Annotated in this window: 13 protein-coding genes; 3 read left to right on the top strand and 10 right to left on the bottom strand. The window is 57.5% G+C overall.

Annotated elements, in window-relative coordinates; translation table 11 throughout:
- Positions 1-15: 15 nt before the first annotated feature.
- The 10 genes from CFR79_RS05530 to CFR79_RS05485 all read right to left on the bottom strand — a co-directional run bounded on the left by CFR79_RS05530 (position 16) and on the right by CFR79_RS05485 (position 10,665).
- A complete protein-coding gene (locus tag CFR79_RS05530; RefSeq protein ID WP_110547180.1) occupies positions 16-1,521 on the bottom strand; it encodes a sugar ABC transporter ATP-binding protein in 1,506 nt (501 codons plus the stop codon).
- Between the two features lie 6 nt (positions 1,522-1,527).
- Positions 1,528-2,475, bottom strand: a complete 948-nt coding sequence (locus CFR79_RS05525; protein WP_220030235.1) for an ABC transporter permease — start codon at positions 2,473-2,475, stop codon at positions 1,528-1,530.
- A gap of 94 nt (positions 2,476-2,569) precedes the next feature.
- Positions 2,570-3,688, bottom strand: a complete 1,119-nt coding sequence (locus CFR79_RS05520; protein WP_110547178.1) for a sugar ABC transporter substrate-binding protein — start codon at positions 3,686-3,688, stop codon at positions 2,570-2,572.
- A gap of 128 nt (positions 3,689-3,816) precedes the next feature.
- Positions 3,817-4,863: an aldo/keto reductase gene (locus tag CFR79_RS05515; RefSeq protein ID WP_102324389.1), complete on the bottom strand. Its 1,047-nt coding sequence runs from the start codon at positions 4,861-4,863 to the stop codon at positions 3,817-3,819.
- Positions 4,864-5,036: 173 nt separating this feature from the next.
- Positions 5,037-5,966 (bottom strand): FAD-binding protein, encoded by a 930-nt coding sequence (locus CFR79_RS05510; protein WP_110547177.1) that lies wholly within the window; start codon positions 5,964-5,966, stop codon positions 5,037-5,039.
- Positions 5,966-6,727 carry an electron transfer flavoprotein subunit beta/FixA family protein gene (locus CFR79_RS05505; protein ID WP_110547176.1) on the bottom strand — a complete coding sequence of 254 codons (762 nt, stop codon included), beginning with the start codon at positions 6,725-6,727 and terminating at the stop codon, positions 5,966-5,968. The genes CFR79_RS05510 and CFR79_RS05505 overlap by 1 nt, the downstream gene beginning before the upstream one ends.
- A 15-nt stretch (positions 6,728-6,742) precedes the next feature.
- On the bottom strand, positions 6,743-7,600 hold the full coding sequence (locus CFR79_RS05500) for a sugar phosphate isomerase/epimerase family protein (protein ID WP_110547175.1): 858 nt from the start codon (positions 7,598-7,600) through the stop codon (positions 6,743-6,745).
- A gap of 1 nt (position 7,601) precedes the next feature.
- Complete coding sequence (locus CFR79_RS05495) at positions 7,602-8,750, bottom strand: dihydrodipicolinate synthase family protein (protein ID WP_110547174.1); 1,149 nt, start codon at positions 8,748-8,750, stop codon at positions 7,602-7,604.
- 8 nt (positions 8,751-8,758) lie between these two features.
- Positions 8,759-9,526, bottom strand: coding sequence for a 3-ketoacyl-ACP reductase (locus CFR79_RS05490; RefSeq protein ID WP_110547173.1), 768 nt, complete (start codon positions 9,524-9,526; stop codon positions 8,759-8,761).
- Positions 9,523-10,665: an acyl-CoA dehydrogenase family protein gene (locus CFR79_RS05485; RefSeq protein WP_110547172.1), complete on the bottom strand. Its 1,143-nt coding sequence runs from the start codon at positions 10,663-10,665 to the stop codon at positions 9,523-9,525. Before CFR79_RS05485 ends, CFR79_RS05490 begins: the two co-directional genes overlap by 4 nt.
- 696 nt (positions 10,666-11,361) lie before the next feature.
- On the opposite strand from CFR79_RS05485, the gene CFR79_RS05480 reads away from it, so the two are divergent.
- The 3 genes from CFR79_RS05480 (at position 11,362) to CFR79_RS05470 (ending at position 16,497) form a co-directional block, all read left to right on the top strand.
- Positions 11,362-12,861: an aldehyde dehydrogenase family protein gene (locus CFR79_RS05480; RefSeq protein WP_102324396.1), complete on the top strand. Its 1,500-nt coding sequence runs from the start codon at positions 11,362-11,364 to the stop codon at positions 12,859-12,861.
- Complete coding sequence (locus tag CFR79_RS05475; RefSeq protein WP_102324397.1) at positions 12,858-14,453, top strand: GMC family oxidoreductase; 1,596 nt, start codon at positions 12,858-12,860, stop codon at positions 14,451-14,453. The genes CFR79_RS05480 and CFR79_RS05475 overlap by 4 nt, the downstream gene beginning before the upstream one ends.
- A 550-nt stretch (positions 14,454-15,003) precedes the next feature.
- Complete coding sequence (locus CFR79_RS05470) at positions 15,004-16,497, top strand: carbohydrate porin (RefSeq protein ID WP_110547171.1); 1,494 nt, start codon at positions 15,004-15,006, stop codon at positions 16,495-16,497.
- The last annotated feature ends 122 nt before the right edge of the window (positions 16,498-16,619 follow it).

Raw genomic sequence — 16,619 nt, 5'->3', positions numbered from 1 at the left:
GCGTCAGATCACCGCTTACACCATGTACTGGATGAGGTCGTAGAGTGAAGGCTTTGCGCCCGGCTGACAGTTGAACCATTTCCTGATCTCTCCGTCCTTGATGACCGCGATGGTGTGACTGAGGCCGATTGCCTCCTCCAGCGTATCCGCAACCAGAATGATCCCCACGCCATCGGCTGACATATCGCGGATCATTCCATAGACATCTTCCTTCGCCCCGATATCGAGGCCCCGCGTGGGATGGTCGAGCATGATGATTTCCGAACCACCGCTGCGCCATTTCGCCAGCACGACTTTCTGCTGGTTACCGCCCGACAGGTTGCCGCAATCGGCCAGTTCGGATGGCACCTTGATGGACAGTTTATGTATCCACTCCCGCGCCAGCGCCCGCTCCGCCGCGATATCGAGAACCCCGCCACGGGAATAGTTCCGCATCTGCGACAGCGTCATGTTTTCATATACGTTCATGCCGCCCGCGATCCCCTCGACCTTACGCTCGCGCGGGATGTAGCCTATTCCATGGGCGACACTGCGCGATGGGCTGAACGTATGTACCGGCTCGCCCCGGATGCGCAGCGTGCCTTTTTCGGGCTTCTGCATGCCGAATATCGTGCGCAGGATCGGCTCACGCCCCGATCCTTCCACGCCCACAAGGGCCAGCACCTCACCCGCATGCAGCTTCAGGGAAACATCATTCCCGCGCCCCGTGATCGTGACATGGTCCAGTTCAAGCAGCACCCTGTCCGGATCATACGGGCGCTGCCGGTCCTCGCGGTAATATTCGCTGTTTATGTCGCGCCCGACCATTTTCTTCTGGATATCGCCAATCTCCGCCCCCCTTGCACTCATGACATCAACCACCACGCCGTCTTTCAGCACGTAGATGCGATCCGAAAGGGCAATGATTTCATCGAGCCTGTGTGAGACGAATATGAACGACGCACGCCTGCGCAGCGCCCGCACCACAGTGAACAGAAGGTCGATCTCCTCACGCGACAGCACGGATGTCGGTTCATCCAGCAGGATGACCAGCTTGCCCTCCACACGCTCCTCCAGCGCAAGAACCTTGGCCAGTTCGACAAGCTGGCGCTGTGCGAAGGTCAGGTGATCGGTAATGGTCGCGGGATCAATGTCCAGCTTGACCTTCGCCAGTTGCCTGCGCGCCGCTGCGGCCATCTTTTTCCAGTTGATCGCGCCAAAGCGGACAAAGGGCTTTTCAAAACCCAGAAAGATGTTTTCCATGACCGTCAGGTTCGGAATCAGGGACTGTTCCTGATACACCATGCCCACGCCCATTTTCATCGCATCGCGGGGGCTGCGGAAATGCACGGCGTTTCCGTCAACAAGGACGGTGCCGCCATCATGCTGGACCGCGCCGTATATCACTTTCATCAGGGTGGACTTGCCCGCCCCGTTTTCCCCCACCAGGCCGATGATCTCCCCATCCTCAATGCGGAAATCCACGCCCTTGAGCACATGCACGCCCATATAGCGTTTTTCGACATTCTGCAGTTCGAACATGGCACCCTACTTTACAAATGAAAGGGAACGCCGGTCGGTGGACAGGTAAACCGCAGCAATAACCAGCAGTCCAAGAACACCGTCCTGAAAGTAATCAGCCAGACCGATCACCACCATTCCATTGGCGATGACATTCACGATCAGCACGCCCACCAGCGTATTCCACACACCGCCCGCGCCACCACGCAACGCGGTTCCACCCACCACGACGGATGTAATGGACATGAACATGAAGTTGCGTCCGGTCTCGGTCTCGGCAATGCCAAGCCGCGCCACGGCGAAGATGGCGCCAAGCGCGTAGAACACCCCTGCGAGCACGAAACCGATAATCCGCAACCGCCCGACATTCAGCCCCGATGCGCGCGCAAGATCCTCCCCCCCGCCCACGGCGTAGAAGTTGCGACCGGTGGTGGTGTTATCCTGAATGAACCATGCCACCAGCAGGCAGGCCAGCGCCGCATAGGCCATAAGCGGAAAGCCGCCCACGCGCACCGTCAGCAGGGAACGGAACACCGGATCGTCAATCAGTATCCGGTCACCGCCGGTAATCAGCAGTGACAGCCCGATCCCCACAAAACCCAGCGAAAGGCTGGCCATGAATGACGGTATCCTGAGCTGTACGTGCACTGCGCCATTGATCGCCCCCAGCACGGCCCCGACAAGCAGCGCACCGGGAATGGCCACCCATCCCCATCCTGCAATCGACCCGCCAAGTGCGTTGAGGATCAGCGCGAACAGCACCGCGCAGACGGCGATGGTCCCCTCCATCGACAGATCGATGGAGCCCATGAGGATGACAAAGGTCACCCCTGTCGCAACCATCAGTGCAGGAGAGGAAGAAATGGCAATACGGGCAAAATTGCGTAACGACAGGAAATTGGGATTAACCAGTGTAAAAAACAGGCATAATCCCACAAGCACGAGAAGCGGCACCCATTTCCTGAGTCTGTCCATGGCCAGGAACCTGTTCATCGATCCAGCCTTTTTTTTCAGCAGAAAGGTAAAACCCCGTAACCGGGCAGTAATTCCCCGATACAGCCGGTCATGTTCATATGGTCTTGCCGTACTGTATCTGCCCCCTGGTCATGGACCAGAAGTTCTTCCAGTCATACTGGGGGTTGGTGTCGATATATTTTGCCTTGAAGTCCTGTGCGTCCTTTGTGGTGACCAGCGTGGTCGGCCCATAGAATTCACGATGTTCATGCGGCTCGGCAGAGGGTTTGAAGGCACCGGTGGCCGCGTAATAGGCAAGTGACGCCGTAATCCCCCCCGCCCAGTAGGGATTGGTGAAAACCGTGGCCAGTATCTTCCCTTTGGTCACCAGTTCGACCGCCTGCGGGTTGCCGTCATACGATACGACCGGCATGTCCTCGATCCCTTCGGCCCGCAACGCCTCGATCACGCCATAGGCCATGGTATCGCTGGCGCAGTGCACGCCCTTGATCGCATCGCCATAGCGGGTGAGGAAGCCGGACATGACCTGATTGGCTTTCTGCGTATCCCAGTCGGCGGCCTGCACGGCAAGAAGCTGGATATTGGGATAGGCCTTCAGGGCGTTACGGAAACCCGCAAGACGCTCGATCGCCGGATTGTTGGATGCAATACCACCCAGATGCACGACCCCGCCCTTGCCCCCCATGGCATCGAACAGCACGCGCGCGGTCTGTTCCGATGGACCGATATCGGACCATGTCATGTGCGATACATAATTATCGCCAAAATCCCATGGATGCAGGTCATCGGTCTTGTTCCATATTGTGGAAACATAGGCACCGGCCCTGCTTACGGCCTCGACCACCGGGCGGCAGTTGGGCATGTCGTTCGGGTCCGCCGCAAGTGCCAGACTGCTGCCATAGCGTGCAAGCAGCGACTGGATATCCGCCAGCGACTTTTCACTGGAGCCCCCGTTTATCAGGTTGATCAACGCGCTTTCCGGCAGGCCAAGACTGCGGAAAAAGGCATTGCCACCCGAAACGATGGCGTTCCAGTACGGATTTGTCCGGTCCCGGTAACTCCATGCAATCTTGGGGCTGGGGGTAACCGCGCGTGCCCCGGTCGGCCTGAGTGCGGTAGCCGCCGCCGCGCCGCACAGGCCATAGGCCGAAAGCAGCAGCAGGTTGCGGCGGTTGAGCGTCTGCTGCTCGATATAATCCTTGATGAACGACATATCTGTCTCCGGGACGCCTGTTATGGGTAATGCCGTTATGTTCCGGCATGTTTACGACATTCCGACGTTCTTGTTATCGAACCGGGATTGCTGTTTTCAGAAAGGGCCCGCGCACCCGCCGGGAACTGTCAGGCAAAATTGGGGGCAAGGTCGCGCCCGTATTGCGGAACAGGCGCATCATCGCGCAACAGACCGCGTTTTTTCAGTTCGCCCCAGAACGCGGCGGGAATGGGGTGACGGAACCATTTAAGGTTTTCTTCCAGTTGCGCGACATTGCGCGTACCCGCGCAGAATGTCGGGATGGCGGGGTGGGCCACCACAAACTGCAGGGCGGCGGCTGGAAGCGGGACATTATATTCGCGGCAGACGGCCTCGATCCGCGCGACACGCTGCATGATGGCGTCAGGTGCCGGGGCATAATTATACTTTGCCCCCGCAACCGCGCCGGTTGCCAGAATGCCGGAATTGAAGCCCCCGCCGACCACGACCGCCACACCCTGCTTTTCACACAGGGGCAGGAACTGATCCAGCGCCTCCTGTTCCAGCAATGTGTAGCGTCCGGCCAGAAGGCAGCAGTCAAAATCATGCTGGCGGATGGCGTCGTAACAGACTTCCCATTCATTCACCCCCACGCCAATCGCACTGACAGCCCCCTCCCGGCGCAACCGTTCCAGCGCGCGCCAGCATCCATCCATGGCCTGCCTGAATATTTCGGGCTGGCTGTCCCCGTGAGTGAAACGGTCAATGTCGTGGATGAAAAGGATATCGATCCGTTCCAGCGCAAGACGTTGCAGCGAATCTTCAAACGCACGCATCGTGCCGTCATAACTGTAGTCGAATTCCATGGTGTTGGGTGCCGCGTTGGCCCAAGGTGTAAAATCGATGTCCGAGCGCCTCCCCGCATGCAGGACGCGCCCGACCTTGGAGGCCACCACGAAGTCATCGCGCTTTTTCCAGCGCAATGCCTGCCCCAGCCGGAGTTCCGCCAGCCCATGACCATACATGGGCGCCGTATCGTAGAAACGGATACCGGCATCCCATGCGTGCTGTATCATGTCCCCGGCAACGGCTTCATCCACTTCCCGCATGAAATTGCCAAGTGGCGCCGTTCCGAAAGCAAACGCGGTTACATCAATATTACTTCTGCCGAATTTTCGTTTTTCATCAGGGTTCATAGCCTGTCATCCTGTTCTTGCGCCGCGTCATTCCCGCGCGGCTTGTTTTTCTGGACGGCCGTCATTCCTGTATAAACCCCGCACCCCATGCTTACGTTTCATGCGTGCGGCAAGATGTTCTTAATTATTTCGTATATTTTACCTCCCTCCAAGTATACCGGTTGCAATCCGTCCTACAGCTTTGCCGTCAGTTCAGGCACAACCGTAAAAAGGTCACCCACCAGCGCGTAATCGGCAATCCTGAATATGGGTGCGTCCGCATCCTTGTTGATGGCGACAATGACCCGGGAATCCTTCATGCCTGCAAGGTGCTGGATCGCGCCCGAGATTCCCACCGCGAGATAGAGATCTGGCGCCACAACCTTGCCTGTCTGCCCTACCTGCCAGTCATTGGGCGCGTAGCCCAGATCCACCGCTGCACGGCTTGCACCGACGGCTGCGCCCATCCGGTCGGCAAGCCTGACAATGGTTTCAAAATGCTCCTTCGATCCGACACCACGTCCGCCCGACACAACCACACGGGCCGCCGTCAGTTCCGGCCGTTCGGAAATCACCGCCATGTCTTCCACCCATGATGACAGCACTGGGTCGGCAACCGGCGGGACCGTTTCAACCGGCGCGGGTTCACCCTGTCCCACAGCCTGGAAGACAGATGTTCTTATGGTCAGAACCCTGATCGGATCGGTGGACGTTACGGTCTGTATGGCGTTGCCAGCATAAACGGGGCGATCGAATGTTTCGGCATCCCGAATGGCTGTAACGTCGGTTATCACCATCACATCCAGCAGGGCGGCGACACGCGGCAGGATATTTTTGGAAAACGCGGTGGAGGCTGCAGCAATATGCGTGTAGTCGGGCGCAAGCGAGACAACAAGCGCTGCAGCAGGTTCCGCCAGCCCATGGGCCAGTGCGTCATCCTGCGCCACCAATACGCGCGCAACACCATTCAGGCGGGACGCTTCCTGCGCTGCGGTTGCGCCATCCCCCGCCATAATCAGCACATCAACCCGCGTATCAAGGGACGCCAGCGCGGACAGCGCCCTTGCAACCGCGTCGGTCGCCAGATGTCCATTATGGACTTCGCCAAGCAGCAGAACAGACATCAGATGACCCCCGCTTCGTTTTTCAGCCTGTCTATCAGTTCATCGACCGATGCCACGCGTGCGCCAGCATTCCGCTGGGGCGGTTCCATCGTGCGTGTTGCCCTGAGCCGGGGCGTGATATCGATACCAAGGCTTGCAAGTGTGCGCTCGTCGAGAGGTTTTTTCTTTGCTTTCATGATGTTGGGCAAGGAAACATAGCGTGGTTCGTTCAGGCGCAGATCAGCCGTTACGACTGCGGGCAACCTGACACGGATGGTCTGCAGCCCGCCATCCACCTCACGCGTGACAAGCACACTGCCTTCCGTCACCTCGATACGGGATGCAAAGGTCGCCTGACCCCATCCCAGCAGCCCGGCAAGCATCTGCCCGGTCGCATTCATGTCGTTATCAATGGCCTGCTTGCCCGCCAGAATCAGGTCCGGACGTTCCTGTTCAGCGATGGTGGCAAGTATCTTTGCCACCGCAAGCGGTTCGATATCCTGATTCACATCCGCTGTCGCATCAATCAGGATGGCCCGGTCAGCCCCCATTGCCAGTGCGGTGCGCAGTATGTCCTTCGCCTGTGGCACACCGATGGAGACCACGACAATTTCGGATGCGATCCCCTTTTCCTTCAGCCGGACCGCTTCTTCCACCGCAATTTCGTCAAAGGGGTTGATGGACATTTTCACGTTTGACAGATCAACACCCGATCCGTCCGTTTTGACACGGACCTTTACGTTGTAATCAATCACGCGCTTTACAGGGACGAGAATTTTCATGGTTCCCTCTGAAGTTCAGCACACCGTGCGGAAGCGTTCGACCATTATGTCGAGAACCTCCGCCGGATCGCGCTTCCACCAGTTGTTTGCCGAAAAGATTTCCACTTCACACGGACCGTCATACCCGGCCCCCTCAACGCTGGCGCGGATCGCCCTTATATCGGCGACACCATCGCCCATCATGCCACGATCCAGCAGAACATCCGTCGTATGGGGCAGCCAGTCACACAGATGAAACCCGAAGACACGTTCTCCCGCCCGCGCAAGCTGGCGCGCAAGGTCGGTATCCCACCAGACATGATAGATATCGATCGCAACGCCCACATTATCAGCATTGATAAGATCACATATGTCCAGCGCATCGCGTGTCGTGACAAGACAGGACCGGTCGCCACCATAGACAGGATGCAGCGGCTCCAGCGCCAGCCGGACATTAGCCCCGGCGGCGTATGAAGCGGCGGCGGCCACGTAACGTGTCACGGTTTCCAGGCTGCGGGTTACGCCTTTCGTGCCCACCTGCACGCCGCCGGTCACGATGGTCAGCACATCGGCCCCCAGTTCGGCGGTCTGGTCTATCGCCCTGCGAAAATCGTCGGCTACCTCCTCCGGCTGTTGTGAAGCAAGGGGACCGACCAGAAACGGTGCCCGGCACAGCCCCACCACGCGGATGCCCGCAGCCCGTGCGTAGGCTCCCACCGCTGCGGCCCGCCCCTCAATTTCCCTGCGCCAGAATACGATGCCGCCGATGCCGCGTGCGGCACAGGCATCCACAGTTCGTTCGGGCGACCAGCCTGCCCCGCCCCCCGCGACATTATGGCCCAGTGTTGCGGTATTCAGGGCAAGGGCTGAGTGATCGCGCTGGAAATCACGCATGTCATGCCCCGTAAAGCGCCAGAAGGGTTTTCATGCGGCTTATGGCCAGTTCCGGTTCACGCAGCAGACCGCAGCCATCCGCCAGCCGGAATATTCCGGAAAAATATGGCAGCGGTCGCATGGCCTGCGCGCCGTTGAGCATAATGAAATGTTCCTGAAAGCCATTCAGCCACGCAAGAAAAACCACGCCTGTCTTGTAATACTGGGTGGGTGCCCGAAATATCATCCGGGCCAGCGGCACGGTGGGATCAAGTATCGCACGAAACGCCGTGATGTCCCCTTCCCCCAGCCTGTTTACGGCATGGGCGGCGGCAACGGCCAGCGGGTCAAAGATACCCAGAAGGGCATGACTGAACCCCTGCGCATCCCCCTGTATGAGTTCGGGGTAGTTGAAGTCATCGCCGGTATACATCCGCACGCCCGCAGGCAGGCGGCGACGCAGGAGGATTTCCTTTTCCTTGTCCAGAAGGGATATCTTGATCCCGTCTATGCGGGGCCTGTTTTCCTCAATAATGGCCAGCACCGTTTCCAGCGCGGTAGTGAAGTCATCAGCGCCCCAGTATCCCTTCAGCGCAGGGTCAAACATTTCACCCAGCCAGTGCAGGATGACGGGCTGATCGCATGCAGCCAGCACGGTGCGATAAACCCGCTGATAGTCCTGCGGCGTTTTCGCAACCTGCACGAGGGCACGGCTGGCCATAAGGATGATACGCCCGCCGACCGTCTGAATGGCTTCGGCCTGTTCAAGATAGGCATCTTCCACCTGATCGATGGACGTGACATCGCGCGGATCAAGCTGGTCGGTACCGCAGCCATTGCCCACCAGCGCATCGGGCAGATCGGCCTTTGTGCGGCGGATCAGTTCGAGGGAACGCGACCAGTCCAGTCCCATGCCGCGCTGCGCGGTATCCATCGCCTCCGCAATGCCTAGCCCCATTCCGGCGAGGTAGTGGCGGAAAGCAAGCGTCCTGTCCCAGTCTATCGCGGCCTGCCCTGACGGGTCAGTGGCGGCAAAGGGATCAGCCACCACATGCGCTGCCGAATAGACAACGCGTACCGGATCGGGGGGCAGGACAGTATGGGGAAGCGGTTTGCCGGTCAGGAAGTAATCCTCCTTCCGGCCGGTCTCGTCAGGGAGTGCGATTTTCATGGCTGTTCTCAAAAACGGGGCACAAGCATTCCGGCATCCGCCGAAATGACCTGCCCGGTCGTGTAGGGAAGCCTGCCACTGGCCAGGGTCGCGATAATGGCACCCATATCATCGGGCGTACCCACGCGCGGAAACAGTGTCAGGCCGTCGCGCGCACGCTGGCGATACATCTCGATCACCGGGGCGGTCATATCGGTCGCGATCAGGCCGGGCTGCACGTCATAGACGGCAATGTTTTCAGGACCCAGCCGGACCGCCAGCGCCTTGGACACCATGGCCGCAGCAGCCTTTGATGCACAGTATTCCGATCGCTGCACCGCAACGGCCATGGCATTGGACGATGTGACATTGACAATGGAATGGAACAGGTCCGCATCGCGTTGGCGTGCCAGCAGGCGACGCGCAAAAGCCTGCGACAGAAAGAACAGTGCGCGGGCATTGACCCCCACGCAACGGTCCCAGCTTGCTTCGGTCACATCAAGCAGATCACCCCGTTGCAGCACGCCGACACCGGCATTGTTGACCAGCGTGGTCAGTGGTCCAAGCCGGTCTTCTATCAATGCAAGACTGGCTGCGTGTACGCTGACATCACTTACGTCAAATGCCGCCGCCATCACCGGCGCGCCCAGCGCCTGCATATGCCCTATCGCCGCGTGCAGTTCCTCATCTTCCACCGGGCCATTGATGGCCACCGCAAAACCGGCCTGCGCCAGCGCCTGTGCCGCGGCAAGGCCGATCCCGCGCGTGGACCCGGTTACGAGCGCCACCTGTCTCATGCGCGGGCACCTTTTTTCAGCAGTTCACGCGCAATGATCATACGCTGGATCTGGTTGGTGCCTTCATAGATCTGCGTGATCTTGGCATCACGATAAAGGCGTTCCACCTCGAAGCCACGAATGTAGCCCGAACCACCAAATACCTGCACGGCATCGGCCGTCCGCGCCACCGCCATGTCACCCGCGAAACACTTGGCCATGGAGCAGGCACGCGTGGCATCAAGCCCCCGATCGATCTTGACCGCCGCCGAATGCACCAGCAGACGCGCGGCTTCAATATCTTTCGCCATATCCGCCAGCAGCCACTGCACGCCCTGAAATTCGGATATCTGCCTGCCGAACTGTTTGCGCGTGCCCGCATAATCCACGGCGGCTTCCAGCCCCGCCTGCGCGATACCGACCGCCAGCGCGGCTATGCCCACCCGTCCCTTGTCCAGCACGCTCATCATCATGTGGAAACCACGCCCGGCCTGACCCAGCAGGGCATCGGGGCCAAGGCGCACATCGGTAAAATTGAGGCCGCCGACCTGACTGGCCCGCTGCCCCATCTTGTGCTCCTTCGGTCCCCGCTCGACCCCCCGGTCATGCAGATCGACAATGAAGATCGACATGCCGCGATTTCCGGCTTCCTTGTCCGTCCGCGCCAGCACAAAACCGGTATCGGCTACCGGGGCATTATGAATCCACAGCTTGCCCCCGTTCAGGACCCAGCCGTCCCCGTCCTTTTGTGCCGTTGTGCGGATACCGGAGACATCGGTGCCCGCTTCCGCTTCGGTAATGCAGTACGCCACCTTACGCTGCATGCCGATGACTTCAGGCAGCATGGCCTGCTGCACTTCCGTTCCGTGGCGGACCAGCAATGTGGAAATAAGTTCAACCAGTCCGCACTGATCCGCGACACTGGCGTAACCACGCGACAGTTCCTCCATCACCACGGCATAGGTCAGCGTATCGAATCCGGGGCCGCCCAGTTCTTCCGGAACGCCGATTCCGAACAGTCCAATCTTCGCCATTTCTTCATAGATTTCAGAAGGGAAGCATTCTTCACGGTCCAGCGTCTCGGCTGCGGGGCGGATGACCTCATCCGCAAAGGCCCGGGCCGTGTCGCGCACCTGTTCCTGAGTCTCGTTCAGATACATTCCGGCAATTCCTGCTCTTATATGAACTAACTGGTTACATACATTTTTCACTTGAGAAGAGCAAGGACAAAGAAAGACGGATATTTTCAATGTTCTTTTATTTTTCAGGAATTATGGTCACGGACGCGTGTATTTACAGTACAGGACTTTTGCAAAACCGCATGATTTCCGCAGCTTCGTATCCCGATCTCGAAACGGTCTGCTGCATGGATGCTGGCGGATACGCCCCCTGTTTTTCTTTGCCCCTGCATATATCACAGAAATATGAGTTAACCGTGCGGGCACGACGCTCTATCACATACGTAACCAGATGGTGCGTCTGGGTGATGTCATTCCAAAAATAAGTGCCGTCGTAAAAAAATCAGACAGGCATAAATTAAAAATACAGGACATCGACCAATGGGTAATTTCCATAACCTGCCTGCTGTTCCGCGCAAGTCCAGAACTGTTCAGGGGGCTGTCCCGCAAATCGGGACCGGACGTATTAACGTCACAGCGTAATTTCCGCCTGAACCTGAAACAGTAGCGCGTTACCCATACTGTTACATGATTTATTTCATGAAACGACTGTATTTTTATTTCGTTCCTTAGGTTTCGGTATCCGTCGAACCGCTGAAAGGCACGTCCTTTTCAGACGGTCGGTTACCCATCCGCCATGACGACGAACGGCGGGTCAGAATCACGGAGAGGCAGTCAATGCACGAGATGACACACGGGGTGGCGTTACCGGAAACCCCGCGCGAATTCGGTTTCTTTATCAATGGCGAATGGCGCAGGGGCCGGGAACTGTTTGAACGCAATTCCCCCAGTCATGATGTGCCGGTAACGCGTACGTCCCGCTGCACACCTGATGATGTGAACGACGCCGTCGCAGCCGCCCGGCAGGCATTTGAAGACCGCCGCTGGGCGGGCCTGCCCGGTGGTGCGCGCGCAGCAGTACTTTTGCGCGCGGCAGAAGGCATCCGCCAGCGTCGCGAGGAAATCGCCACATGGGAAGTGCTGGAAAACGGCAAGCCCATCAGTCAGGCCCGTGGCGAAATTGATCACTGCATCGCCTGTTTCGAGACCGCAGCCGGTGCCGCGCGGCTTCTGCATGGCGAAAGCTTCAACAATCTGGGCGATGGCCTGTTTGGCATGGTGCTGCGCGAACCCGTAGGCGTCGTTGGCCTCATCACGCCGTGGAACTTCCCTTTCCTGATCCTGTGTGAACGCGTGCCGTTTATTCTGGCATCCGGCTGCACACTGGTGGTCAAACCTGCCGAGGTTACGAGTGCGACGACACTGATCCTTGCGGATATTCTTGCCGATGCGGGCATTCCCGCAGGTGTCTATAATGTCGTGACCGGTACGGGGCGCAGTATTGGTCAGACGCTGACGGAACATCCCGACGTGGACATGCTATCCTTCACCGGCTCGACCGCCGTGGGGCGTTCATGCGTGCATGCTTCAGCCGACAGCAACCTCAAGAAGCTCGGGCTTGAACTGGGTGGGAAAAACCCCATCATCGTGTTCGCCGATGCCAATCTGGAAGATGCGGCGGATGGTGCGGCATTCGGCATAAGCTTCAATACAGGGCAGTGCTGCGTTTCCTCCAGCCGTCTGATCGTGGAACGCTCGGTCGCTGACAGGTTTGAACGAATTCTGGCCGAAAAGATGAAGAAGATCCGTGTTGGCGACCCGTTCGACCCGCAAACACAGGTGGGCGCCATCACCACGGCAGGCCAGAACGAAACCATCCTGAAATACATCGCTGCGGGCAAATCCGAAGGCGCCAGGGTACTGGTTGGCGGCGAGGCGCTGCAATGCGGGCATGGGCGTTATATCGAACCTACGCTGTTTTCGGGCGTGACCCCTTCCATGACCATTGCGCGCGAAGAAATATTCGGGCCTGTCCTGTCTTCCTTCCATTTCGATACGCTGGAAGAAGCCATAGCGATCGCGAATGACACGGTCTACGGACTGGCCGCATCGGTGTGGTCCAAGAACATCGATCAGGCGCTGAGTGTAACGCGGCGCGTACGGGCCGGGCGTTTCTGGGTCAACACCATCATGGCCGGTGGCCCTGAAACACCGACGGGTGGTTTCAAACAGTCAGGATGGGGCCGGGAAACGGGTCTTCTGGGTGTGGAGGAATACACACAGGCCAAATCCGTCCATATCGAAATTGGCGACCGTTCGCACTGGATTGCATCATGAACCAGGGTTTTGATTACATCATTATTGGTGGCGGTTCGGCCGGATGTGTTCTGGCGGCACACCTGTCGGAAAATCCCAGTGCGCGTGTATGTCTTCTGGAAGCAGGGAAGCGTGATACCAATCCCCTCATCCACATGCCGATCGGCTTTGCCAAAATGACGACCGGCCCGCTGACATGGGGGCTGATGACCACACCGCAGAAACACGCCAACAACCGCCAGATACCCTATGTTCAGGCCAAGGTGCTGGGCGGTGGGTCTTCAATCAATGCCGAGGTCTATACCCGTGGCCACCCTTCCGATTACGACCGCTGGGTCGAGGAAGGTGCCGAAGGCTGGGGGTTCCGGGATATCCAGAAATACCTGCTGCGTTCCGAAGGCAATACGATGCTTGCCGGTCCGTGGCACGGTACGGATGGCCCGCTTGGCGTATCCAACCTGTCCACACCCAGCCCGGTCAGCCGCGCTTTCGTGCAGAGCTGTCAGGAGATGGGAATACCCTACAACCCCGATTTCAACGGCCCCGTACAGGAAGGGGCCGGTATCTACCAGATGACGATCCGCAACAACCGCCGCTGTTCAACCGCGCAGGGTTATCTGCGCCCGGCCCTGAAGCGCAGCAACCTGCATGTCGTTACCGGCGCGCAGGTCCTGCGTATCGTGTTCAGTGGTTCCCGCGCGACGGGCGTGGAATACGCGGTGCGGGGTGACAGGCATATTGTGCAGGCGGATCAGGAAGTCATCGTCACATCCGGCGCGATTGGCACGCCCAAACTGCTGATGCTGTCCGGCATTGGTCCGGGGGAACATCTACGGCAGCACAATATCCGCGTGGTGCGTGATCTGCCGGGGGTGGGACAGAATCTGCAGGATCATTTCGGCATTGATATTGTCGCTGAACTGAAAAGGCACGACAGTTTCAACAAATACAACCAAATGCACTGGATGTTCTGGGCAGGACTACAATATGCCATGTTCAATTCCGGACCGGTAACATCCAACGTGGTTGAAGCTGGTGCCTTCTGGTATGCGGACCGGAATGCTCCCTGCCCCGACCTGCAATTCCATTTCCTTGCCGGCGCCGGGGCAGAGGCCGGTGTCAGTTCCGTATCCAAAGGCACATCCGGCATTACGCTGAACAGTTATACGCTGCGCCCGAAATCACGCGGCACGGTGAAACTGCAATCATCCGACCCTGCCGATGCGCCTGTTGTTGACCCGAATTTCCTTGCCGATCCCGATGACCTGCGTATTTCATGTGAAGGCGTGAAGATCAGCCTTGATATATTCAGGCAGCATTCACTAAGTAAATATATCCAGAAAATAAATTTCTTCGATGCAAACACTGAAACGCCAGAGACGTTTCAGGCTTATGCACGACAGCACGGGCGGACATCGTATCACCCGACCTGCACGTGCAAGATGGGACGGGATACCATGTCCGTTGTTGACCCGGAGTTACGCATTCATGGTCTGGATGGCATCCGTATCTGTGACAGTTCGGTCATGCCTTCCCTTATCGGGTCCAACACAAATGCGCCGACAGTTATGATTGCGGAGCGCGCTGCGGATCTTATCCGTGGCAATGCCTGACGGTCTTATACCACTTTAGAAACTACTTCCGTTATTACTTACGCAGCAGGCATCGACAAAATAAAATACGGTCGACGCCGCTAAAAATAAAACCGTTTTCATTTTAAATATAGATGGAACTGAAAAAGGTTCCACCCCTTAATTAAATAACAAAATTTCCGTAACTGAATTCCGGGGCAGGCCATCTGCATTACTGTATGCGCCGCCCTTGCAACTTTCGGCATCTCCCGTCTCGCCTAAATCCCTATCCCACAGAAAAACAATAATGGTGGAGATAAAAATGGCATACCAGATGCGCCAGATATACCCGGAAAACGAATGGAAATTCCGTTTCCCTAAAACTGTCGGGGACAGTCCCCCTTTTCGAAAGTTTATACAGGGAACGTGCCTTCCCCCGGAACAACTGCGATCCAGCCATAAGGCTGCCTGTCCAAGAACGGAGAAATGGGCCAATACTGACAACCCCGTCCTTGCAAAAACTGTCCTGAACAGAATTTTTGTTACAGGTCGGTGTGTCGGAATAACGGGACTGATCTGCTCCGGCATATCAATGTTTATCGGGTGCTCCCACAATGCCCATGCGCAGGTCACGCCGGTCAATATTTCCGAAACAGGAACGAGTGCAACGGTTTCGGTGGATGCTCGCCGTAAAAATTACGCCCCCAACCCGACAAAAACCATCCAGCCCGCCCCCGTACGCACCGTCGTGCCCCACGACACGACACCGATTGTCACCCTTCCTTCCGATACGACGGAACACAGTTTTTTCCCTACCAGTTTCCATGACTGGCTGACACAGGACACGATGACCGGTAACTGGGCCGGCTGGCGCACACATCTGAATGACAAGGGCATAACCATTACCGGACACTATTTTCAGGATAGTGCCGGCAACCCCACGGGCGGCAAGTCCAAGGACGTACGGTATGCCCATGAAGTCGGGATCAATGTCGATTTCAACCTCAAGAAACTGACGGGATACCAGCTCGGCCTGTTCCATTTCACGGTCACATCCCGCGCGGGCAAGGGCCTTGGGGCAACGCTTCCGGCCCTGGACAGCCCACAGGAAATCTATGGTTCACCGACCGTGCGGCTGACACTGCTGGCATGGGAAATGCCATGGAACCGCTACGTGGCCACAAATGTGGGTGAAATCAATGCTGAAACGGATTTTGAAACCTGGTCGATCTACTGGGGCATGAACAACTACTGTCAGTTCCAGAGCAACGCAATCTGCGGTATGCCCCAGTCAATCGCTTTCAACTCCGGCTACAGCTACTATCCCACCGCCCATCCCGGTGCATGGGTCAAGTTTTACCCGGCGGGCAACAATCATTATTCCATTCAGTTCGGCGTCTATTCGGTCGATCCGACAATCGCCAATACCCATAATGGCTGGAAAATGAACCTGCATGGCGCGACAGGAACCTTCCTGCCGTTCCAGTTGGTATGGCACCGGGGCGGCAAGGACGATTATTCCGGCCCGCTTCAGACCAACGTCAAGGTTGGTGGTTACTGGGACACGTCGGAAGTCAAGGATGTGTATTCCCATCTGGGAACCTTCGGGATTGCATCCCAGTATCTTGCTGCGGCCCCTGTCGCCAACGTCCGTGGCCGTTTTGGCGGATGGTTCCAGTTTGACCGGATGCTGGAACGTGACAGAAAAGATGCCAAACGGGGGACATCGTTTTTTGCCTCCTTCACATGGGGCGATCCAAGGACATCCGTTGCACCCTATTTTGTGGACGCGGGCATAACGCGTAAGGGAACGTTCTGGAACCGTCCCAATGACACGGTCAGCTTTGGCATGAAGATGCTCTGGGTCAATCCGAAACTGACAAACTGGGTGCGGGAACTACAGGGTACTGGCGTAACCGATGTGTACAAGCCATCCGGCGAACCCGCGATTGAACTGAACTATGGATGGCGTCCCACGCCATGGCTCCTGATCAGGCCGGGTGCCCAGTATATCTGGAGCACAGGTGGCAATAACCGGTATAAAAATCCACTGGTTCTGGATTTTGAAACGGGTATTACGCTGTAATCAGAATACAGTCACCGGATGTTTTTTATCTGACGCAGGCCCAGTCTCCGGTATCTGAAAACGGTTCCCGTCATCACGGCTGATTATTTTTTGTATCGTTTGCTGCCCTATCAACGGATGTG

Source organism: Komagataeibacter saccharivorans (assembly GCF_003207825.1).
Taxonomy (GTDB): domain Bacteria; phylum Pseudomonadota; class Alphaproteobacteria; order Acetobacterales; family Acetobacteraceae; genus Komagataeibacter; species Komagataeibacter saccharivorans.
This window is presented reverse-complemented; position numbering and strand designations above follow the sequence as displayed.